Below are 21645 nucleotides of genomic sequence, written 5' to 3' on the forward strand. Positions count from 1 at the left end.
CACGCGGCATTGATGCGCATTGCAATTTACCTCCGGAGCGGAATACTGGCGCCGGAAGCGACCGCATCGATAACGGTATCGGAAACAGGCCATGTCTAATCTCTCGGACTTCGTGCACCATCATTTCGACAAACCGGCCGACGAACTCGGCGACGTCGAAAAGCGCGTGCTGGCGAAAGCGCACCAACGCAAGGTCATCTCGACCGACGTCAACGCCGCCTTTTCAGCCGAAGCCTCCTTCGGCGAGCGTATCGCCGACAGCATCGCCCGCATCGGCGGCTCCTGGTCCTTCATCATCGCCTTCTTCGTCTTCCTCATCGCCTGGACGGTGATCAACACCATCATTCTGATGACCGGCGCCTTCGATCCCTATCCCTTCGTCTTCCTGAACCTGATCCTGTCGATGCTCGCCGCCATCCAGGCGCCGATCATCATGATGTCGCAGAACCGCCAGGCCGAGCGCGACCGCTTCGAGGCCGCCAAGGATTACGAGGTCAATCTCAAGGCCGAGCTCGAAGTACTCTCCCTGCACCAGAAGATCGACATGCACGTACTGACCGAGCTGACGGGGCTGCGCGAGGACGTGGCCCGCCTCAGCGCCGCACTCGCTGCCAAAGGCTAAACCGGATTCACCGCATATTGCGGCAGGCCATCTGTTATCTCGTAGAAATCGCCCTTGTCGGCACAGTAGATATGATGGCCGAAGGCCAGGCCGCTCGGCGTGTCGAACGCGCCTGCCATGACCGAAACTTCCGCCGATCCGTCCGCCTGCCAGAACAGCGCGGAGCCGCAATTGGAGCAGAAGCCGCGCTGCGCCTCTTCGCTCGACCGGTACCAGCGGACCGCCTCAGTGCCATCAACCGAAAGAGCCGCCCGCGGCAGGTTGACCGCAGCGTAATAAAACCCCGTCTGCCGGCGGCATTGCGAGCAATGACAGCCGACGACAGGCCCAGGCTTCGCCGCCGTTGAAAATCGCACGGCGCCGCAAAGGCAGCCGCCTGCATGTCGCTCGGTCATATCAGTCCCCTGTTCCTGAAAGAAACGTTGCCGCCGATCTTCTCCGGCGTCAAATCCATTCCGTTTAACAAAATCATCAAAAATCTTGAGGGTCGTCGACCTTGTGCATACTTGGCCGGAGCGATCACCCCTGTTGCTTATCGACAACACCCGCAGAGCTCTTCGCATCACAGCATTGAATCGACCATCATTGTCGGCGATACTTATGGAGCAATTAATCCGAACCCTCGGGAGACTGACATGAGAGCGACCCTGTCCGAACAGAAAGGAAACATCCCCCACAAGGACATTCAGCTTCATGAACATTTCGTTCTCTCGCGCGAGGAAAAGCTCGCGACCTCATAATCGCTTCCCGAAACTCTTCCGCGACGACGCGAATGCCGCAGACCGCAAGCGGCGCTGGTCGCGCATGCGCAAATTCCTCTCTTACTATCGCCCGCATCTGCCTTTGCTGCTGGCGGATCTGCTTTGTGCCATCCTCGTCGCTGGCACGGCGGTTGCCTTGCCGCTCTGCGCCAACATCGTCACGAGCCGTCTTCTCGCTCTGCCCGATGCGCCGCAGGCCTTCGCACAAATCCTTGCGATGGGCGGCATCATGTTGGCCGTTCTGGCGGTCCAGATCGTTGCCATCTTCTTCGTCGACTATCGCGGCCACGTGATGGGCGCCCGCATCGAGGCCACGGTGCGGCAGGAACTCTTCGAGCACTGCCAGAAGCTCTCGTTCAGCTTTTACGACCAGCAGCGCACCGGCCAGTTGATGAGCCGCATCACCAATGACAGCCTGTGGCTGGGCGAGCTCTTTCACCACGGCCCCGAGGATCTTTCCATTGCCGTGCTCAAATATGGTGGCGCCATGCTGGTGCTTTTCTTCATCGATCCGCCATTGGCAGCCCTGATCCTGTTGCTCACCCCGGTGGCGGTGGCCTACGCGCTCTATTTCAACCGGCGGATGAACCGCGCGCTCGAAGCCAGCAAACGGCAGGTCGCCGCCGTCAACGAGCGCGTCGAGGATGCTCTTTCGGGAATTCGCGTCGTCCAGTCCTTTGCCAACGAGGCGCTGGAGAAGGAACGTTTCGCCGAGCAGAACCGGCGCTTCCTGCAAAGCCGCGCCGAGGGCTATCGCAGCGAGGCCTGGTTTTCGGTCGGCACCGAAACCTTCGCCCAGCTCATCACCATAATCGTTATCGTCATCGGTGGCCTGCGCATCCTGACGGCGGAACTAACCGTCTCCGATATGCTGACCTTTCTGCTCTGTGTCGCCGTGCTGGTCGATCCGGTGCAGCGGCTCGCCAATTTCGTGCGCCTCTGGCAGGAGGGCTACACCGGTTTCATCAGGGCCATGGAGATCCTGGAGATCGCCCCCGATATCACAGACCGGCCGGCCGCCCGTCCGATGCCGGCGCCAACGGGCGAGATCCGTTTTACCGATGTCGCCTTCGGCTACGAGGGCGATGGCCCGCGGGTGCTCGAGCAGCTATCGCTCACCATCGCCCCCGGGGAGTTCGTCGCCCTGGTCGGCCCCTCGGGGGTCGGCAAGAGCACGCTTTGCGCGCTGATACCGCGCTTCTACGATGTCGAGGCTGGCGCGATCCGTATCGATGGCACCGATATCCGCGACGTGACGCTGACTTCGCTCCGCCGCCATGTCGGCGTAGTGCAGCAGGATGTCTACCTCTTTGCCGGCACGGTAGCGGAAAACCTGCGCTACGGCCGGCCGGAGGCCATCGATGCCGAACTGGAAGCGGCCGCGCGCGCGGCCAATGCGCACGACTTCATCATCGCCCTGCCTCAGGGCTATGACACCGATATCGGCCAGCGCGGCGTCAAGCTCTCGGGCGGTCAGCGACAGCGCCTCACCATTGCCCGTGCCTTCCTCAAGAATCCCCAGATTCTGATCTTCGACGAGGCGACCAGCGCGCTCGACAACGAAAGCGAACGGGCGGTGCAGCAGGCACTGCTCAGCCTGGCAAGCGGGCGAACCACCCTGGTCATCGCTCACCGCCTGTCGACCGTCCGCCACGCCGACCGCATCCTGGTCCTGACGGCTGATGGCATCGTCGAACAGGGCACCCATGACGAGCTGATGGCGCAAGACGGCGTCTACGCCAACCTGCACAGCGTCCAGGCGAGTATATGAGCGTCTGTGTCAGCCCCTCATCCGCCTGCCGGCACCGACCAGGGTCGAGCCACGGCTCTCGACCCGTCCTTCGGACCCCCGTAAACGGGGCGAAGGGACATGCCGCACCCGTTTCCCCCAAACTCGACGCTGCGTTTGGCACGTCCCCTCGCCCCGTTTACGGGGAGAGGGCTAGAGGGGCAGCTATCAACAAAAAACCCGGCATCGCGCCGGGTTTTTTGTCATTCATTTCAGACTGATCTCAGCCGTTGGCGACCATGCGCTTTTCGTCGCGCCCGCCCTTCATGCGCTCGGCAAGCAGGAAGGCAAGCTCGAGCGCCTGGTCGGCGTTGAGGCGCGGATCGCAATGGGTGTGGTAGCGGTCCTGCAGGTCTTCTGCGGAGACCGCGCGGGCGCCGCCGGTGCACTCGGTCACGTCCTTGCCGGTCATCTCGATATGGATGCCGCCCGGATGCGAGCCTTCGGCGCGGTGGATCTGGAAGAAGCTTTCGACTTCCGACAGGATCCGCTCGAAGGGACGGGTCTTGTAGTTGTTGAGAGTGATCGTGTTGCCGTGCATCGGATCGCAGGACCAGACAACCTTGCGGCCCTCGCGCTCGACGGCGCGAATGAGCTTCGGCAAGCTGTCGGCGACCTTCTCATGGCCGAAGCGGCAGATCAACGTCAAGCGCCCGGCCTCGTTGGCAGGATTCAGGATGTCGATCAGTTGCAGCAGGTCGTCGGCCTGCAGCGACGGGCCGCATTTCAGGCCGATCGGGTTCTTGATGCCGCGGCAATATTCGACGTGTGCATGATCGGCCTGGCGCGTGCGGTCACCGATCCAGATCATGTGGCCGGACGTTGCATACCAGTCGCCCGATGTGGAATCGACGCGGGTCAGCGCTTCTTCGTAGCCGAGCAGCAGCGCCTCGTGGCTGGTGAAGAAATCGGTCTCGCGCAGAGCCGGATGGTTTTCCGAGGTGATGCCGATCGCCTTCATGAAATCCATGGTTTCGCTGATGCGGTCGGCAAGCTTGCGGTAGCGCTCGCCCTGCGGGCTGTCCTTGACGAAGCCGAGCATCCACTGGTGCACGTTTTCGAGGTTGGCGTAACCGCCCATCGCAAAGGCGCGCAGCAAGTTCAGCGTCGCCGCCGACTGGCGATAAGCCATGGCCTGGCGCTCCGGGTTCGGAATGCGCGACTCCTCGGTGAATTCGATGCCGTTGATGATGTCACCGCGATAGGCCGGCAGCGTGACGTCGCCCTGCTTCTCGACATTCGACGAACGCGGCTTGGCGAACTGGCCGGCGATGCGGCCGACCTTGACGACCGGCAGTTGCGCGCCGAAGGTCAGCACGACCGCCATCTGCAGGAAAGCCCGGAAGAAATCGCGAATATTGTCGGCACCGTGCTCGGCGAAGCTCTCGGCACAGTCGCCGCCCTGCAGCAGGAAGCCGTTGCCTTCGGCGACATTGGCGAGATGCTTTTTCAGGCGGCGCGCTTCACCTGCAAAGACAAGTGGCGGATAGCTGGCGAGCGTGGCTTCCGTTGCCGCCAAGGCGGCCGCGTCGGGATAGTCGGGAACCTGCAGGATCGGTTTTTGCCGCCAGCTGCTCGGGGTCCAATTGTCTGCCATCTCACTCACCTGTTCTCACATCCATACCTCAGGATGCCCTCAATATGCGGCGGCTTATAGACCTTTAGATCCGGCTTGCAAAGACCAATCGCCGACAGTTGTCGCCTCACCGCCGCCGCTCGCCGCTGTCTGGTTAAACCCGCATATACCATGTCGATTTCCCCATATTTTAGACTTTCAATGTAGAACCGCAAAGAGTTTCAACATCGGGGACATGGCATGGCGATCCTTCCGCCCGGGTTCATATCGGACCGCTCGGGCAATTTTGGCATCATGACGGCGCTGCTGGTGGTGCCGCTCTTCGGCGCGGCCGGCATGGCCGTGGATTTCGCCCATGCGCTCAGCCTGAGGACACAGCTTTATACCGCCGCCGATGCCGCAGCCGTCGGTTCGATCGCCGAGAAATCCGGCGCGGTCGCAGCCGCCATGACCATGAGCGGCAACGGCACGATCTCGCTCGGCAAAGACGACGCCCGTAGCATTTTCATGTCTCAAATGTCCGGCGAGCTGACCGACGTTCATGTCGATCTCGGCATCGACGTCATCAAGACTGCCAACAAGCTGAACTCGCAGGTTTCCTTCAGCGCGACGGTGCCCACCACCTTCATGCGCATCCTCGGCCGGGACTCGATCACGATCTCGGGCGTTGCGACGGCCGAATATCAAACCGCCGCCTTCATGGATTTCTACATCCTGCTCGATAACACGCCTTCCATGGGCGTCGGCGCAACCGCGACCGATGTTTCCAAGCTGCAGGCCAAAACAGGCTGCGCCTTTGCCTGCCATCAGATGGACCAGAGCACCAACAACTACACTATCGCCAAGAGCCTCGGCGTCGCCATGCGCATCGACGTCGTGCGCCAGGCAACTCAGGCGTTGACCGATACGGCCAAGACCGAACGCGTCAGCAGCGACCAGTTCCGCATGGGCGTCTATACTTTCGGCACCAAGGCCGAAGACGCCAAGCTGACGACGATCTCCAGCCCCACATCCGACCTGACGAAGGTGAAGAACTACACCGACGCCGTCGATCTGATGACCATTCCCTACCAGAACTACAACCAGGACCAGCTCACGAGCTTCGATAGCGCCCTGACCCAGATGAATACCATCATCGATCCGGCCGGTGACGGCACGTCGAATATCAGCCCCGAAAAGATCTTGTTCTTCGTTTCCGATGGCGTCGGCGACAGTTACAAGCCGTCGACATGCACCAAGAAGACGACCGGCGGCCGCTGTCAGGAACCGATCGACACCTCCTTCTGCAAGCCGTTGAAGGATCGCGGTGTCAAGATCGCCGTGCTCTACACCACCTACCTGCCGTTACCGAGCAACGATTGGTACAACAAATGGATCAGCCCCTTCCAGAGCGAGATTCCGACGAAGATGCAGGCATGCGCTTCGCCCGGCCTCTATTTCGAGGTGACGCCGACCCAAGGTATCGCCGATGCGATGAAGGCGCTTTTCCTGAAGGTCATCCGAGCGCCGCGCATCACCAGCTAGCGCATCGGCCCGAAAATCGAAATCGATTTTCGGGCCGATGCGTAGATTCAGAAAGTTAGAGCGTCCTTTGTGCGTTCGAAAGGACGCACGGCGCACCTAATGCATGTCGCCGGAAGTGTGCTGCTGTTTCGGGTCAACGACATGCATAAAACAAAGAGCTAAAGCCCGCCGCGAGTCAAAGCCGCTTGCCGTCGCGGATCCGATAGCTCGGCGCATACATGGTCACGAGCTCTTCGGCGGCGGTCGGATGCAGCGCCATGGTATGGTCGAAATCGTCTTTAGTGCAGCCGGCCTTCAGCGTGATGCCGAGCAACTGCGCCATCTCGCCGGCGTCGTGGCCGAGGATATGGGCGCCCACCACCTTGCGGCTCGCCGCATCGACGATCAGCTTCATAATCATCCGCTCGGCCCGGCCGGAAAGCGTTGCCTTCAGCGGCCGGAACTGGGCGCGGTAAACCTCGAGTTCGCCGTAACGTTTGCCTGCATCTTCTTCCGAGAGGCCGACAGTGCCGATCTCCGGCTGCGAGAAGACGGCGGTCGGGATCAGCTCGTAGTCCGGCCGGGTCGGATTGTTCTTGTATTCGGTCTCGATGAAGCACATCGCCTCGTGGATCGCCACTGGCGTCAGCTGTACCCGGTTGGTGACGTCGCCGAGCGCATAGATGTTTTCGACATTGGTGCGGGAATATTCATCGACAATAACGGCGCCGCGTTCGTTGACGGCGACGCCGGCCGCCTCGAGGCCGAGGCCTTCGGTGTTCGGATCGCGCCCGAGCGCCAGCATGACGACGCCGGCCTGCAGCGTGCCGTTGTTCAGCGTCTCCAGAATGAGCCCGTCCTCACCCTTCGAAACCTTCTGCAGCGTGTCGTGGCAGAGGATGCGGATGCCCTTGGCGACCATAGCCTCGTGCAGCCCGCGTCTCAGATCCTCGTCGAAGCGCGACAGGATCTCGGCGCCGCGATAGATCAGCATCGTCTCGACGCCGAGGCCATGGAAAATATTGGCGAATTCGACGGCAATATAGCCGCCGCCGGCGATGACGATCGATTTCGGCAGCTCTTCGAGATGAAAGGCCTCATTGGAGGAGATGCAGAGTTCGTGACCGGGAAGGGCTGCATGCGGGTTCGGCCGTCCGCCGGTGGCGATCACGATCGTCTTGGCCGTCACCGTCTGTCCAGTCTTCAGCAGCCGGATCGTATGGGCATCGACGAGCTCTGCGCGCGTTTCCAGAATTTCGGCATTGGCGCCGGCGAGACCTTTCTTGTAGAGGCCTTCCAGACGGGCGATTTCAACATCCTTGGCTGCCACCAGCTTCTTCCAGTCGAAGCTGCTTTGGCCGACCGTCCAGCCGAAGCCCGCTGCATCCTCGAAATGCTCATGGAACTGCGAGGCGTAGACGAAGAGCTTCTTCGGCACGCAGCCACGGATCACGCAGGTGCCGCCGTAGCGGTATTCTTCGGCGATCGCCACCTTCTTGCCGAGCGAGGCGGCGACACGCGCGCCGCGCACGCCTCCGGAGCCGCCGCCGATGACGAAGAGGTCGTAGTCGTAGGAAGACATGAGGAGCTCCGGAAGGGAATCGTAGGAAGGATGTCCCTGATATAGGGGCGATCATCACGAAAACAAAAGCCCGCTCCTGCGTCATCCCGTTCCCATCGCCGAATCTTCGTTGTAAACGGCTGCGATTGACCGGTCGCCGAAGGCTGGCAGGCAATCCATGGGATGGAAAAGAATGCCGGAGCAAAAAATGGATCAAACTCTCTTCGCCAACCTGTGCAGGGCTGGCAAATTCAAGGAAGCGCTTGGCCTTGCCATTCAGGGCCATGAGGACGAAAAATACACGCCGAGCCGTTTCTCGATCGACAAGAAGACGAGACTGCCGATCTTCTACCGCGGCAACAAGCGCGTGGAGCCGGATGAGGAGGGTGTGTGGCAACTTGCAAAGAACCCGAACGCCTAGGGACTGAGTTCCGGCGCACATCCGATGCCAATTGCATATGCCTAGATCGGGATGATTTTAGGCCCGATCGGCCTGAAATCTGTATCCTGATCTACATCAAAGAAGTAGAGCACGATGTCGTCCGAAAACCGCACACACTTTTCGGCATCATGCTCTAGCGATTGTTGCTGTCAGCGGGTAATGCGGAAATCCGTCGGGATCTTTTCAAGCTGGGCTGCTCCCGTCTCGACGCCCGAAACCGACGCCCCCGAAGGCCCGCGCCTGAAACGCTCGATCATCGTCGAGATGGCGCTGTCGGATCCTGCGATCACAGCGACGACAGCGCCGTCCTCTTCATTGCGAACCCAGCCGGTCAAACCGAGCCGTACCGCCTCATCGCGTGTCCAATAGCGAAAACCGACACCCTGGACCTTGCCGGATATCCGCACTCGGACAGTCTTGTCATGATCGGACATCTGCAATCACCTGAAACCTCGCCGGCAGCATTTGCCGCATCATAGCAAAAAAGCCCGGACAATGCCGGGCTTTCGCAAATTTGATGGGCAAGCCTTACTGCTGGGCAGCCGGTGCGGGAGCCGGAGCGGCGGGGCTGTCGGTTGCCGGCGGCGGCGCCTTGATGACCTTGGAAAGCTCGGCGTTGCTCTGCTTTTCCAGGTCGCGGGAAATGCCCTGCGCCCAGATGTCGGCAGCCTTCGCCGTCTCGCGCGAAGCGACCGGACCGTCGCGCAGCAGCTTCTTGCCGACGTCGGAATTATAGAAGTCAGCGATCGCCTTCAGCTCATCGACGGTGAAGGTCTTGGCATAGGTGAGTGCAGCCTCCTTCTCCAGATCGCCGCGGCGCGGCGCCAGCGCCAGCGCCTGCGCGTCGACCGTCGACGAAATGATGTCCTGGTAATTCGGCGAATCCTGGATAAGGCCGGCCTTCAGGCGCTCGGCGAGACCGGGCAGGATATTGTCGAATTGGGCAGTGGCGCCAATGGCGTCGATCGCCGCGCGAGACGCCTTCAACTGCTCCTCGGAGACTTCCTGCGCCTTAACGGCGGAGCCGAAGGCAAGCCCGGAAAGAACGACGGTCGCAGCGGCGAGACGGCCAAGACCTGCAATGTTCATCATGAGTATATGCTCCTGTTATCTGTTTGCCTGCAGTGTACGCACACCCGCAGGACCGGCAATGATCGCAAGTGCCGCCATATTGATAAAGAGCCCGTGTTCGACGACGCCGGGTATGGAATTCAGCTCGCTCGAAAGCGCCTCTGCATCAGGAATGCGGCCAAAAGATGCATCGATGATGTGATGGCCGCCATCCGTGGTAAACTCTCCGTCACCCGACTGGCGCAGATTAAGTTCACCCGAGAGGCCGAGCCGGGCCGCGACCTTTTCGATCGCGATGCGCGTCGAGACGAGCCCGAACGGATTGACCTCAATCGGCAGCGCGAAGGCGCCGAGCATTTCCACAAGCTTGCTCTCGTCGGCAATGACGATCATTCGCTCGGAGGCGGCCGCGACGATCTTTTCGCGCAGCAGCGCACCGCCGCCGCCCTTGATCAGCCTGAGCCCCGTATCGACCTCGTCGGCGCCATCGATCGTCAGGTCGAGCGCCGGCAGTTCGTCGAGCGACTTCAGCGGCACGCCGAGTTCGACGCAGAGTCGCGCGGTTCGTTCGGACGTCGGGACGCCTTCGACCCTGAAGCCGCCCGCGACCTTCTCCGCCAGCAGGCGAACGAATTCTTCCGCCGTGCTGCCGGTGCCGATTCCGAGACGCATCCCGCTTTCGACATGGGCGAGTGCGGCCTCGGCGGCCTTGATCTTCATTTCGCGGGCATCCATGCGCCGCCAGCTCCTGATATTGCGTTGGATGTGCTGTTTACACGGCTCGCCTGGCAAACGAAAGTCAAAATCATCACGGAAAATGAAAAGCCGAAACAGAGGCCTGCGGCCTTCCCAGCCATCGCCGGACGTTGCTTTCCGCCGCGCGATCGCCTACCCAGGGACGATCCATCGTTCCCAGGGACGATCCATTGTTCCCCAGGACGATCCATCGCTCCTCAAGCCGACCATCGCTCAAAGAGACATGCCCTTGACCCCTGCCCCCGCTCCCCCAGCGCTTGTCGTCTTCGATCTCGACGGCACCCTCCTCGATACCCATGTGGACCTGGTCGAGAGCCTGAACCATACGATCTCGGCCCTTGACCTCGAACCGGTCAGCTACGACGACCTCACCCATCTCGTCGGCCAGGGCGCGCGCGTGATGATAGAGCGCGCCTGCCGGCTGCGCGGCCATCCGCTTGAAGGCGACGCCCTGCCGGCACTGATGGAGCGCTTCATCGCCCATTATGCCGGCAACATGCCCGGCCGCACCGAGCCCTATCCGGGCCTGGTCGCCGCGATGGACCGGCTGAAATCAAAGGGTTACCGCCTCGCCGTCTGCACCAACAAGATGGAGAGCCTGGCGCTCGGCCTGCTCGAAAAGCTCGACCTCACCCAATATTTCGACGCGATATCAGGCGGCGACACCTTTCCCGTGCGCAAGCCCGACGCCCGCCACCTCACTGGCACCATCGAACGCGCCGGTGGCGACATCGCGCGCACGGTGATGATTGGCGACAGCATCAACGACATCGCCGTGGCCAAGAATGCCGGCGTGCCCTCGATTGCCGTGCCGTTCGGTTATTCCGACGTGCCGGTTTCGAGCCTCGATCCGGATGTTATCATCACCCATTTCGATGAGCTGACATCGGAACTGGTGGAAAGGCTGTTACGGGAATACGCCGAGAAGGTTGCCGTCTGAGGCTTGGCGATCAACCATATGTCTTTGCGATCGCGGCCCCTCATCTGACCCTTTGGGCCACCTTCTCCCCACTGGGGAGAAGAGGGAGAACAAGCTGCTTTCGCTCGTTTCCACAAATGGCGCTTTCAGGAAGGGCGAGACGCCGCTAAGATTTCGCTTCTCCCCGGCGGGGAGAAGATGCCGGCAGGCAGATGAGCGGGCCACACGGCACGTCCTCTCCTCTTATTTCTTACACGCCGATACCCCAAAACAAAACGAGCGGCCCCAAGGCCGCCCGCCAGCATCAATCATCAGAGCTGATTTCAGATCTGCGCCCCACGCGCCTTCGTCGTCGCGTCAAAGGCCTTGTCGACATAAGCGTCGCGGCCGTAGACGTCGTCGAAATATTCCACCACGCCGTCCTTATTCGGCCAAGCCGTGAAGTAGGAGACGTAGACCGGGATCTTCTGCGGCACGCGCACCGCATGGTTCTGCCCGCTGGCGATCTGCTTGGCGACATCGTCGACCGTCGTGCTGAGCACGGCAGCCGCCATCGCACGCGGATCGGCAAGGCGCACGCAACCGTGGCTCAGCGCCCGCATGTCGCGCTTGAAGAAGCTCTTCGACGGCGTGTCGTGCATGTAGATCGCGTGGCTGTTCGGGAACAGGATCTTGAGTTCGCCGAGCGCATTGTCGCTGCTCGGCGGCTGGCGCACCGAGACGTTATCGGTCGAGCCGTACCAGTCGACGCTTGAAGAGGCGACGGCATGGCCGTTCACCTCGACTTCATAACCGAGTTGGTCGAGATAATTCGGATCCGAGCGCAGCTTCGGCAGCATCTCGTTGATGATGATCGACTGCGGCACGCCCCAGAAAGGGTTGAATTCCACCGTCTCGATCTCGTCGTCGAAGAAATAGGTCTGGTTGTTCTTGCCGCCGACCACCACGCGCATCGACAGCTGTTCCTTGCCGTCATTGTGGTAGTAGACCATGTAGGCGGGCTGGTTGATCATGACGTAGCGGGAACCAAGATCTTCCGGCAGCCAGCGCGCCTGCTCCATGGCGACGACGAGCTTGTCGATCTTCGAGGCATTGCTGTCGCCGCCGGTCATGGCGCGCACGGTCGCCTGGCCGATAACGCCATCGGGCTTCAGCCCGCGCTCCTTCTGGAAGTCCTCGACCAGCGAAACGATATCAGGCGAATAGTCGCTGCTGCCTGCGTAAGCAGCAAGCGTTGCCGCATGATCGGTCCTCAACGTTTCGGAGCCGTGCTTGCCGATCGCCTTGACGATATTGGCAATCTCGGGCGAGCTGTCGCCAGGCCTCAGCAAATTGTCCAGCGAAACGACGATTCGCTCCTCATTGCCGCCATCGATGGCGCGAAGCTTTGCAAGCTCCGCCTTGAGCGCCAGGAACTGCGGGCTATCAGGAGAGCGACTGGCGATGTAGGCACCGACATCGGGGCTCATGCGGGCAAGCTTCAGCACCGGGGCCAGATTGACCACCTTGCGCTGGAAGTCGTGATAGCCGGAGATCTTGTTCGGATCGATCCGCCCGCGCACCGTATCCTGCACAAAGGCAAGCACTTTGGCGGAGAGTTCGAGTTCGAACTGTGTCAGCGCCCGGTCGCGGAAGGCGGGATCGGGATTGGCCGGGTCGATATCAGGAGCCTGGACGGCGTAATCTTCTGGGTCGAGGCCGACGACGGCCGCATCGGCAAGAACTGACATCGCCGACTTGGCGCGGTCGTTGATCCGGTTGCCCTCGACCCAGACGAGCGGATTGCGGCTGTCGCCGTAATAGGCTTCGAGGGCCTTTGCGACGTCGGCATTGGCGCGCACCTTGGCCTGCGCCAGGAAGCGGCGCTGTACGGCGGGTTCGGCGCTGGAATCGCCGCTGCCCGAAACATCGGCGACTGCGCCGGTGACGACGGGATCGGCGAACTTGCCCGTATCGACGAACTGCAGCGTCTCGGTTTTGTAGGTATAATAACGCGGACCGCTCACCTTCGGCAGCGGCGCCTCAGGGTCGAGCCCGCCGAGCGATCCGCCGATGCCGCCGCGCTGGCCTACACGGCCGGGCGGCATTTGGTCCATGAAGATGGTGCTCTGGGTCCGCTGCCTGTCGCCGCGCAGCATATCCATCAGTGTGTAAGCATGCGCGGGAGCGGCGCTCATCACAGCCACGCCGCAGGAAATTGTCAACGCGGATACCGCGCTTTTAAAAACGAAGGTCATATATATATTCCAGTCCCGGTGTCATGCTGTTCTCAGCTCAAATCCCGCGAAACTCAAGCAACGTCCGGCTCATTGATCAGAAACCGGCCTGCGCCGCCAGCGCCGGCGGACTCAATTCTATGTGACGGAGATCCTGCACGGCGCCGCGCAGCAGTTCACACAAAATTATGAAATTATTAGTTAATTTTTTACCGAATTTATCCCGGCAGACCAGTGCAGCAAAAACGCCGCGGCGCATAAAATATCCAAAGTGGCCGAAAAAGCACGCCGCGAGGCCAGGGCAAACATGACTTCCGCTTTCAATATTTTGCACGACGTGCAGTTTTCTTACCGGGCTTTCCAACCTATAAGACCTCATCTTTCGGAAATGCCCGAAAACAGCAGCCAAAGGGAAGGCAAGGCCGATGACCGCAACCCGCACTGAAACCGATACTTTTGGCCCGATTGACGTCGCGGCCGACCGATATTGGGGCGCCCAGGCCGAGCGTTCGCTCGGCAATTTCAAGATTGGCTGGGAAAAGCAGCCGCTGTCGATCGTGCGTGCGCTCGGCATCGTCAAACAGGCAGCCGCCCGCGCCAACATGTCGCTCGGCCAACTCGATCCTGCCCTCGGCAAAGCGATCGGCGACGCCGCCCAGGAGGTGATCGACGGCAAGCTGAACGACCACTTTCCGCTGGTCGTCTGGCAGACCGGTTCGGGCACACAGTCCAATATGAATGCCAACGAAGTAATCTCCAATCGTGCAATAGAAATGCTTGGCGGCGTCATGGGTTCCAAGAAGCCGGTGCATCCGAACGACCACGTCAATATGAGCCAGTCGTCGAACGACACCTATCCGACGGCCATGCACATCGCCTGCGCCGAGCAGATCGCCCATCACCTGCTGCCAGCCCTGAAGCACCTGCATGCCGCCCTCGACATGAAGGTCACCGAGTTCAGCCACATCATCAAGATCGGCCGCACCCACACCCAGGATGCGACGCCGTTGACGCTCGGCCAGGAATTTTCGGGATATGCCGCTCAGGTCGGCTCCGCCATCAAGCGCATCGAAATGACCCTGCCCGACCTCTGCGAACTCGCCCAAGGCGGCACTGCCGTTGGCACCGGCCTCAACGCGCCGGTCGGTTTTGCCGAAAAGGTCGCCGAAGAGATCGCTGCCATCACAGGCATGCCCTTTGTCACCGCGCCGAACAAGTTCGAGGCGCTCGCCTCGCATGACAGCATGGTCTTTTCCCATGGCGCCATCAATGCGGCTGCTGCCGCCCTCTTCAAGATCGCCAACGATATCCGCCTGCTCGGTTCCGGCCCGCGCGCCGGCCTCGGCGAGTTGGCCTTGCCGGAAAACGAGCCCGGCTCCTCGATCATGCCCGGCAAGGTCAATCCGACCCAGTGTGAGGCGCTGACGCAGGTCTGCATCCATATCTTCGGCAACAACGCGGCGCTGACCTTCGCTGACAGCCAGGGCCATTTCGAGCTCAACGTCTACAATCCGATGATGGCCTATAATTTCCTGCAGTCGGTGCAGTTGCTCGCCGACGCCGCCGTCTCCTTCACCGACAATTGCGTGGTCGGCATCGAGGCACGCGAAGAGAATATCAAGGCCGGCCTCGAACGCTCGCTGATGCTGGTGACCGCACTTGCCCCGAAGATCGGCTACGACGCAGCCGCCAAGATCGCCAAGACAGCGCACAAGAACGGCACGACGCTGAAGGAAGAAGCCCTCGCCAGCGGCCTGGTGACGTCGGAAGAATATGACGCGATCGTCCGGCCTGAGACGATGATCGGGCCGAAATAAGAAGGCCATGGGGCCGTATGCCCCTCATCTTGCTCCCACCTTCTCCCCATCGGGGAGAAGGTGGCCCGAAGGGTCGGATGTGGGCGCGCACGGCACACCATTCATTTCCCTTCGCGCTCCGCGTCAATCTCTGGACGAATGGCCAATCGGTTCCAATTCCAACCAATAATGCCGGCATCGCCCGGAACCTGAGATCTCGCCGTTATCACGATGCGCACCTCAAACCCTATTCGGCGGGCGTATATGCCGCAACCTTTCTTCTCCTCGGCGCTTTTAGGAACTGCGCGATTTTCTTCTCAACGGCGAAGTAGAAAGCCAATCCAACAAGGACGCAGAATATTGTCGTCGCGATAAGCAATGAGATACGCACGGAAAGCGGCGCGGCCCAGCGCTCGGCGCCGATGAGATAGATTGCAAGCTTCGCGATGCCAATCGTAATCATATGAGTGAGATAGAGGGAATAAGAGGCGTCACCTAATATCTTCAACCGTTTGATCTTCGGGACAAGTGCCGCGCGTTCTGCAATCAAGGCGCCTGAAACAATAAACGCCGAAGGCACACCCCAGGCAAGAAGCCGAATGAAGCCGGTTGGCTTGTCGAGGACAGAAGACGCGACAAGACCCGCGAGCCCCACCACAATCAACGCTGCCGCCAGCGTCGGCGATTTGATATCTGCCTTACACATAACGAACGCGATTAGAATGCCGGCTAGAAACTCCAACAGAAGCGGAGAGGCGTACACGATGGAGTAAGGAGTCATTGGCGTGAATAGTCCGATCGTAACACAAGCGATCAGAAAGCCCGCTATCGCCAGGAGACGCGCAGTCTGTCCTTTCAAAAACAGCGCAAGACAAAACGCCGTATAAAAGAACATCTCGAAATTCAGTGTCCAACCCGGAACGAGAACTGGCTGAACAATTCCGGTGCTGTCGTAATAGGGAATAAACAGCAACGACCGGATAATATCTACGGTATTGAAAGTGAGATGGTCGTAGTTCTTGGGTGAGGCAGTGGCCGCAACCAAAAATAGAATCGTGCAGATCCAGTAAATGGGCAGAACGCGCTGAACACGGTTTTTGATGAATCGCAGGGACGTCGTGGGCCTTGCATCCGATATGGTCCACATGATGAAGCCGCTGATTGTAAAAAACAGATCAACTCCGGCCGCCATGGGAACGAAATCCCAACCAAAAATGAACGCAACATGAAAGAATGTCACGGCGATTGCTGCGATGGCTCGCAGATACTGTATGGAATAAACCATAACCACCTCGCTTGTGTGCACCGCAACATTGCACGAGGGATTTGCAAATTCAATTAAGTTTTTAAGAAAAACCCTGTGCGCTATCAAAGGCGGCAAGGCTTTGCTGCCGACCATGAGGTATATCCGGACACGGCGTAGAGTTGATCCTTGTCGCGCAAACCGGTCTTGCGAGGACGCGATATAGTGCGTCCGAGGGTCAGCAGGGCACGTCCCTTACCGCGACGCCGAAATCGCCCGAGCCCGCATCCCGATTGCTTTTGCTCCGCAGCGGATTTAGACCGGTTCCAATCTAGCGACGCCCCACCAGAAAGGTCACTTCGATGGCTGACGATCTCTTCCCCCTCGGCAAGGATGCCACCCCCTATCGCAAGATCAGTGGCGACCATGTCTCGGTCGATACGTTCAAAGGCCAGGAGATCCTGACCGTCGAGCCGGAAGGCATCCGCCTGCTTGCCGAAACCGCCTTTGCCGATATCAACCACCTGCTGCGCCCCGGCCATCTGAAGCAGCTTGCCTCGATCCTTGACGACCCCGAGGCCACGGACAATGACCGTTTCGTCGCCTACGACCTGCTGAAGAACGCCAATATATCAGCTGGCGGCGTGCTGCCCATGTGCCAGGACACCGGCACCGCGATCATCATGGGCAAGAAGGGCCGCAGGGTGTGGACCGAAGGCGAGGATACGGCAGCGCTCGCCCGCGGCGTCATGGATGCCTATGAGAAGAAGAACCTGCGTTACTCGCAGCTCGCGCCGGTCAAAATGTTCGAGGAGAAGAATACCAGGAACAACCTGCCTGCCCAGATCGACATCTACGAGGAAGGCACCGACGCCTATGAATTCCTCTTCGTCGCCAAAGGCGGTGGCTCGGCCAACAAGACCTTTCTCTACCAGGGCACGCCCTCGCTCTTGACGCACGACCGGATGATCGACTTCCTCAAGGAGAAGATCCTGACGTTAGGGACGGCGGCCTGTCCGCCCTATCATCTCGCGATCGTCATCGGCGGCACCTCGGCCGAGATGAACCTGAAAACGGTCAAGCTCGCCTCCACCCGCTATCTCGACGAGCTGCCGACCGAAGGGTCCGAGAGCGGCCACGCCTTCCGTGACATCGAGATGGAGAAGGAAATCCACAAGCTGACGCAGCAGATGGGCGTCGGTGCCCAGTTCGGCGGCAAGTATTTCTGCCATGACGTGCGCGTCATCCGCCTGCCCCGCCACGGCGCCTCGCTGCCGATCGGCCTCGGAGTCTCCTGTTCCGCCGACCGTCAGGCCAAGGGCCGCATCACCCGCGACGGCATCTTCGTCGAGCAGCTCGAAACCGACCCGTCGAAATACATGCCCGAGATCGATGAGGCCAAACTGTCGGAATCGACGGTGCGCATTGATCTCAACCGGCCGATGGCCGAGGTGCTCGCCGAGCTCTCCAGGCATCCCGTCAAGACGCGCCTGTCGCTATCGGGCACCATCATCGTTGCCCGCGACCTCGCTCATGCCAAGATCCGCGAGCGGCTGGAAAAGGGCGAAGGCATGCCGGATTACCTGAAGAACCACCCGGTCTATTATGCCGGTCCCGCCAAGACGCCGGCCGGTTACGCCTCCGGCTCCTTCGGCCCGACGACGGCCGGGCGCATGGACAGCTACGTCGACCAGTTCCAGTCCTTCGGCGGCTCGATGGTAATGCTCGCCAAGGGCAACCGTTCGCGCGCCGTGCGCGAGGCCTGCAAGAAACATGGCGGCTTCTATCTCGGCTCGATCGGCGGCCCCGCCGCCCGTCTTGCCCAGGACTGTATCCGCAAGGTCGAAGTGTTCGAATATCCCGAGCTCGGCATGGAAGCCGTCTGGAAGATCGACGTCGAAGACTTCCCTGCCTTTATCGTCATCGACGACAAGGGCAATGATTTTTTCCAGGACCTGAATTTGGGGTAAATGGCGGGCTGCGTTGCCGCCTGCTTTACCGAGCCGACGCCTTATCCGACGCGCTTATGTTCTGCGCCGCTGCAATACGAAGCGACCAAAACCAACTGTCGACAAGATGAATACGCTCTCCGGCACAGAAGAACTGTAAGTTTTTCAGACACCGCTCCCGCTCAACGAGTATGCACTGTCTCGATAAAGAGACGTTTTTCCGTGGAGAATCATAGGCCTGATCGAAGTATTTCCCCATGCGGCATTTATCGCATGTAATCTTTGGTATATATCGCTTTAATCTTTTCCCAAGAAATTTAAGCTAACAAATAGAATATTGCCTTTGAATATATGAGGAGTTCGCCGGATGAATACGGCTGTCGCGCCCAAGGTGCAAATTCCCGACGTTGCGGGTCAGATCACCTATGCCATGCGCTCCATGGGCGTTGCGCCGATACCGCGCAATTACGAACTCTTCTACGAGGCCTATATCGGCTCCAATCCAGCTCTCACCCGCGAACTCGCGGCCCTCGGCGGCCAGGTGAGCCAGGCCGAACTCGATGCTCTCGGCGCGCAGTACTTCACCCACAGCCCGGCCCGCGTCTTCGACGATGCCCATACGCGCATATCAGGCGAACTCGACGGCCTGCTGCGGATCCTGAGGCAGGAGCAGAGCTCGCTCGAAAGCTATACCAGGCTGCTCGGCGAAACCCACAAGCGCATCACCTCCAAGAGCAATGCCAGCGTCGAACTGATCGAAAACGCCATCGATCTCCTGAGCCAGGCGACCGGTGACACCATGGCGCATGGCGAACGTACCGTTGAGGACGTCGTCCAGCGCTCGCACGAGATGGATCAAGTCCGCAAGGAACTCGACGAATACAAGCGCATCGCCAACACCGACTCGCTGACGCGGCTTTCCAACCGCCGCGCCTTCGACGACCGCCTCGCCGCCATCTTCGACAATTCGAGCATGCGACCGGTGACGGCGCTGCTGCTCTGCGACATCGACAATTTCAAGAAGATCAACGACACCTACGGGCATCCCGTCGGCGACAAGGTGCTCGCCACCGTCGCCTCCGTGATCCGCAGCAATGTCCGCCGCGACGTCTTCGTCGCCCGCACCGGCGGCGAGGAATTCGCCCTCATTGTCGATGGCAATACGCCCGAGGAAGTCACCGCGATCGCCGAGCGCATTCGTCGCACACTGGAGACGACGCCCTTCAAGAATTCCCGCACGCGGGTGAATTACGGTCCGGTCACCGTCTCGATCGGCATCTGCATGGCCTCCAATGCCGAGGATGCCGGCGAACTCTACAGCAAGACCGACATCGCCCTTTACGGCGCCAAGAATGCCGGCCGCAACTGCACCATCCTCTATCAGGATGGCATGCAGAAAGATTTCACCAAGAGCTGGCTGATCTACAAGACCTGACGGCGATCCAGCGCCGCACGCACACTGTCACCGCAAGGTAATGGCGGCGGGATGCTGTCCAGTTCGCGCGGCTTGCTCCCTCTTCTCCCCTCGGGGAGAAGGTGGCCCGCAGGGTCGGATGAGGGGGCCACACGGCATGCCCTTCATTGTTGCCTTCGCTTGCGCTCAGCGCATTCGCGGCTTTGCCGCTCACCCCCTCATCGCCTCGCTATCGCTCGGCACTTCTCCCCGCTGGGGCGGCGGCGCCGTATTCCTCGCTCATCCGTGAGGGAGAAAACGGACGAGTTCACCGCGACGCCGAGTAAAAAGCCGGCAGCCACCGGCACGCTTTCTACCACATCGTCTTTGCCGCCCGCCCCGGCCATTCCCGGTCGTAGGTTTCCTGGTCGAAATCGCCGGTCGCAGCCTTCAGCATCTGCCCGGGCGTCGGCAGCTTCGCCGGATCGGCGAAGTGCTCGGTATTCCAGAGCTCGGCCCGCATCACGGCGCGCGCGCATTGGAAATAGACCTCGTCGATCGAAATCACGACGACGGTGCGCGGATGTTTGCCGTCCATCTCGAAACTTGAAAGCAGCGCATCATCATCGGAGACGACGCCGCGGCCGTTGATGCGCATCGTCGTGTTCGAGCCGGGGATCAGGAACATCAGCGCCAGTCTCGGATCGCGCACAATGTTGGAGAGCGAATCGACCCGGTTGTTGCCGCGCCAATCCGGCAAATGCAGCGTCTCGTCGTCGGCGACGCGCACAACGCCGCCAAGATCGCCGCGCGGCGAACAATCGAGCCCTTCCGGCCCGACGGTCGCAAGCGCCGCGAACGGCGAGATTGCGATCATCTCCCGATAGAGCGGGGTCAATTGCTTCGTCACCTTGGTGACGGAGGCCGGCGAAAGTCCGGCGCCATAGATCGTATTGAGCTCTTCGATGCTGCTGATGATTTTCATGAGGCGTCCCGCCGCGGCTTGATCTTCGCGACGGACGCTACAATGCCGCGCGCCTTGCCGGAAGCTCAAAAAACGGAATGATCTCCGCATCATTTTTGATGTTTTCATCAGGCGCTTCACCAGCTTCCCGATCGCCGTCGAGAAACGCCGCGATCGCGGCAAGAACCGGCGCGGCGCCGACGATGCGCCGGTGGCCGAAGCCGTTCGCCCAGAACAGCCGAACGCCCCTTCCCGCCGCGCCATAGCGCCTGGCATGGAGAGGCGACACCTCCTTGTCGTCCTCGGCATGGATGACGAGCACTGGGCGGCCGATCTCGCCCGCCGCTTCGCCGGCGTCGAAGTCTTCAAGCCTCCGTCCGGTGGCGCGATGGACCTCGTTCTCCAGTGCCGCTTGCGCCGCAGAGCGAAGACCGACCATCCGGCCGAAGTCGGTAAACAGCCAACCCATCTCGCTCGGCGCACCGATCAGCACCAGGCGCTCACCGCTGACAGGCGCCACGCGAGGCAGCAGCTCCGCTGCCGAGACCATGAGCGCCGCGCCGCCGAAGGAATGACCGATCGTCGCATCGAAGGCGCCGAAGCGCTCCTCGGCCGCCGCGATCGTCTCGACCGCGAGCCCCATATGCAGGAAGCGCCCGCCGGAACGGCCGTGGCCGGGAAAATCGAGTGCCACGACCTCCGCGCCCGTTGCCGCAAGCATCGAGACGAGTTCGGCCATATATGCCGCGCTCGATCCCCAGCCATGGGTCACCAGATAGCGCTTGCGCTTGCCTCTCGCTCCGCCGTTCAGCCGGTAGGCATGCGCTTGGCGCCCGCCGACAAGCCTGAGGGTGAAGCGTTCGGCGCCGGAAAGCCGGGCAGCACCCGCCGCATGCGCTGCCTTCGCCTTTGCTCCCTTCGGCTTTGCCGATGGCGTCCGGCAGAACAGCCGGAACGCCGCTCTGCCTGCCAGATCGGGCGAAATCGCCTGCAGAGCCGAAAACCCGAGGCGGGTGACGTCAAGCGCAAAGTTTGCCATAGTGGGATTCCAAAAGACTGTTCAACACTGAACAATAAAGTACAA

Annotated in this window: 21 protein-coding genes; 10 read left to right on the top strand and 11 right to left on the bottom strand. The window is 60.7% G+C overall.

Annotated features, from left to right (window positions below):
- Positions 1–91 precede the first annotated feature (91 nt).
- Positions 92–622 carry a DUF1003 domain-containing protein gene (locus tag ACIPSK_RS10505; protein ID WP_162117760.1) on the top strand — a complete coding sequence of 177 codons (531 nt, stop codon included), beginning with the start codon at positions 92–94 and terminating at the stop codon, positions 620–622.
- Here ACIPSK_RS10505 and ACIPSK_RS10510 read toward each other — a convergent pair.
- Complete coding sequence (locus tag ACIPSK_RS10510; RefSeq protein ID WP_162117759.1) at positions 619–1017, bottom strand: GFA family protein; 399 nt, start codon at positions 1015–1017, stop codon at positions 619–621. The two genes, ACIPSK_RS10505 and ACIPSK_RS10510, sit on opposite strands and share 4 nt — an antisense overlap.
- Here ACIPSK_RS10510 and ACIPSK_RS10515 point away from each other — a divergent pair.
- Together ACIPSK_RS10515 and ACIPSK_RS10520 are read left to right on the top strand one after the other, a co-directional pair.
- The gene (locus ACIPSK_RS10515) at positions 1003–1362 is read left to right on the top strand and encodes a hypothetical protein (RefSeq protein WP_162117673.1); all 360 of its coding nucleotides are present in this window, start codon (positions 1003–1005) and stop codon (positions 1360–1362) included. The two genes, ACIPSK_RS10510 and ACIPSK_RS10515, sit on opposite strands and share 15 nt — an antisense overlap.
- A complete protein-coding gene (locus tag ACIPSK_RS10520; protein ID WP_162117758.1) occupies positions 1316–3154 on the top strand; it encodes an ABC transporter ATP-binding protein in 1839 nt (612 codons plus the stop codon). The genes ACIPSK_RS10515 and ACIPSK_RS10520 overlap by 47 nt, the downstream gene beginning before the upstream one ends.
- A gap of 241 nt (positions 3155–3395) precedes the next feature.
- Here ACIPSK_RS10520 and ACIPSK_RS10525 read toward each other — a convergent pair whose 3' ends face one another.
- Positions 3396–4769, bottom strand: coding sequence for a class II 3-deoxy-7-phosphoheptulonate synthase (locus ACIPSK_RS10525; protein ID WP_017964553.1), 1374 nt, complete (start codon positions 4767–4769; stop codon positions 3396–3398).
- A gap of 219 nt (positions 4770–4988) precedes the next feature.
- Here ACIPSK_RS10525 and ACIPSK_RS10530 point away from each other — a divergent pair, with 219 nt between their 5' ends.
- A complete protein-coding gene (locus ACIPSK_RS10530) occupies positions 4989–6272 on the top strand; it encodes a TadE/TadG family type IV pilus assembly protein (protein ID WP_170255752.1) in 1284 nt (427 codons plus the stop codon).
- A 175-nt stretch (positions 6273–6447) separates the two neighbouring features.
- On the opposite strand, the gene gor is transcribed toward ACIPSK_RS10530, so the two are convergent.
- Positions 6448–7833, bottom strand: coding sequence for a glutathione-disulfide reductase (gene gor / locus ACIPSK_RS10535; RefSeq protein WP_162117756.1), 1386 nt, complete (start codon positions 7831–7833; stop codon positions 6448–6450).
- A gap of 187 nt (positions 7834–8020) precedes the next feature.
- On the opposite strand from gor, the gene ACIPSK_RS10540 reads away from it, so the two are divergent.
- On the top strand, positions 8021–8233 hold the full coding sequence (locus ACIPSK_RS10540) for a hypothetical protein (protein WP_026154177.1): 213 nt from the start codon (positions 8021–8023) through the stop codon (positions 8231–8233).
- A 170-nt stretch (positions 8234–8403) separates the two neighbouring features.
- Here ACIPSK_RS10540 and ACIPSK_RS10545 read toward each other — a convergent pair whose 3' ends face one another.
- From ACIPSK_RS10545 to rpiA, 3 genes are all read right to left on the bottom strand, one after another.
- Entirely contained in the window at positions 8404–8688 is a 285-nt protein-coding gene (locus ACIPSK_RS10545) for an acylphosphatase (protein ID WP_162117755.1), read from the bottom strand.
- A 94-nt stretch (positions 8689–8782) separates the two neighbouring features.
- On the bottom strand, positions 8783–9346 hold the full coding sequence (locus ACIPSK_RS10550) for a DUF2059 domain-containing protein (protein ID WP_017964559.1): 564 nt from the start codon (positions 9344–9346) through the stop codon (positions 8783–8785).
- Between the two features lie 15 nt (positions 9347–9361).
- Positions 9362–10060 (bottom strand): ribose-5-phosphate isomerase RpiA, encoded by a 699-nt coding sequence (gene rpiA / locus ACIPSK_RS10555; protein WP_162117754.1) that lies wholly within the window; start codon positions 10058–10060, stop codon positions 9362–9364.
- A gap of 244 nt (positions 10061–10304) precedes the next feature.
- Here rpiA and ACIPSK_RS10560 point away from each other — a divergent pair, with 244 nt between their 5' ends.
- Positions 10305–11021, top strand: coding sequence for an HAD family hydrolase (locus ACIPSK_RS10560; protein ID WP_210254191.1), 717 nt, complete (start codon positions 10305–10307; stop codon positions 11019–11021).
- A gap of 302 nt (positions 11022–11323) precedes the next feature.
- On the opposite strand, the gene ACIPSK_RS10565 is transcribed toward ACIPSK_RS10560, so the two are convergent.
- On the bottom strand, positions 11324–13237 hold the full coding sequence (locus ACIPSK_RS10565; protein WP_162117752.1) for a L,D-transpeptidase family protein: 1914 nt from the start codon (positions 13235–13237) through the stop codon (positions 11324–11326).
- A gap of 76 nt (positions 13238–13313) precedes the next feature.
- Positions 13314–13580 carry a hypothetical protein gene (locus ACIPSK_RS10570; protein WP_170281214.1) on the bottom strand — a complete coding sequence of 89 codons (267 nt, stop codon included), beginning with the start codon at positions 13578–13580 and terminating at the stop codon, positions 13314–13316.
- A 61-nt stretch (positions 13581–13641) separates the two neighbouring features.
- Between ACIPSK_RS10570 and fumC the strand changes: the two genes are divergently transcribed.
- Positions 13642–15033 (top strand): class II fumarate hydratase, encoded by a 1392-nt coding sequence (gene fumC / locus ACIPSK_RS10575; protein ID WP_162117751.1) that lies wholly within the window; start codon positions 13642–13644, stop codon positions 15031–15033.
- Positions 15034–15259: 226 nt separating this feature from the next.
- On the opposite strand, the gene ACIPSK_RS10580 is transcribed toward fumC, so the two are convergent.
- Entirely contained in the window at positions 15260–16411 is a 1152-nt protein-coding gene (locus tag ACIPSK_RS10580) for an acyltransferase family protein (protein WP_246709786.1), read from the bottom strand.
- A gap of 206 nt (positions 16412–16617) precedes the next feature.
- Between ACIPSK_RS10580 and ACIPSK_RS10585 the strand changes: the two genes are divergently transcribed.
- The 3 genes from ACIPSK_RS10585 to ACIPSK_RS10595 all read left to right on the top strand — a co-directional run bounded on the left by ACIPSK_RS10585 (position 16618) and on the right by ACIPSK_RS10595 (position 19907).
- A complete protein-coding gene (locus tag ACIPSK_RS10585) occupies positions 16618–18225 on the top strand; it encodes a fumarate hydratase (protein ID WP_162117750.1) in 1608 nt (535 codons plus the stop codon).
- A 346-nt stretch (positions 18226–18571) separates the two neighbouring features.
- Entirely contained in the window at positions 18572–19639 is a 1068-nt protein-coding gene (locus ACIPSK_RS10590) for a GGDEF domain-containing protein (RefSeq protein ID WP_162117749.1), read from the top strand.
- A gap of 136 nt (positions 19640–19775) precedes the next feature.
- The gene (locus ACIPSK_RS10595) at positions 19776–19907 is read left to right on the top strand and encodes a hypothetical protein (RefSeq protein WP_281410325.1); all 132 of its coding nucleotides are present in this window, start codon (positions 19776–19778) and stop codon (positions 19905–19907) included.
- 63 nt (positions 19908–19970) lie between these two features.
- Here ACIPSK_RS10595 and ACIPSK_RS10600 read toward each other — a convergent pair whose 3' ends face one another.
- Positions 19971–20582 carry a pyridoxamine 5'-phosphate oxidase family protein gene (locus ACIPSK_RS10600; RefSeq protein WP_162117748.1) on the bottom strand — a complete coding sequence of 204 codons (612 nt, stop codon included), beginning with the start codon at positions 20580–20582 and terminating at the stop codon, positions 19971–19973.
- Positions 20583–20619: 37 nt separating this feature from the next.
- The gene (locus ACIPSK_RS10605) at positions 20620–21600 is read right to left on the bottom strand and encodes an alpha/beta hydrolase (RefSeq protein ID WP_162117747.1); all 981 of its coding nucleotides are present in this window, start codon (positions 21598–21600) and stop codon (positions 20620–20622) included.
- Between the last annotated feature and the right edge of the window lie 45 nt (positions 21601–21645).

Source organism: Rhizobium sp. LARHSG275 (assembly GCF_052871115.1).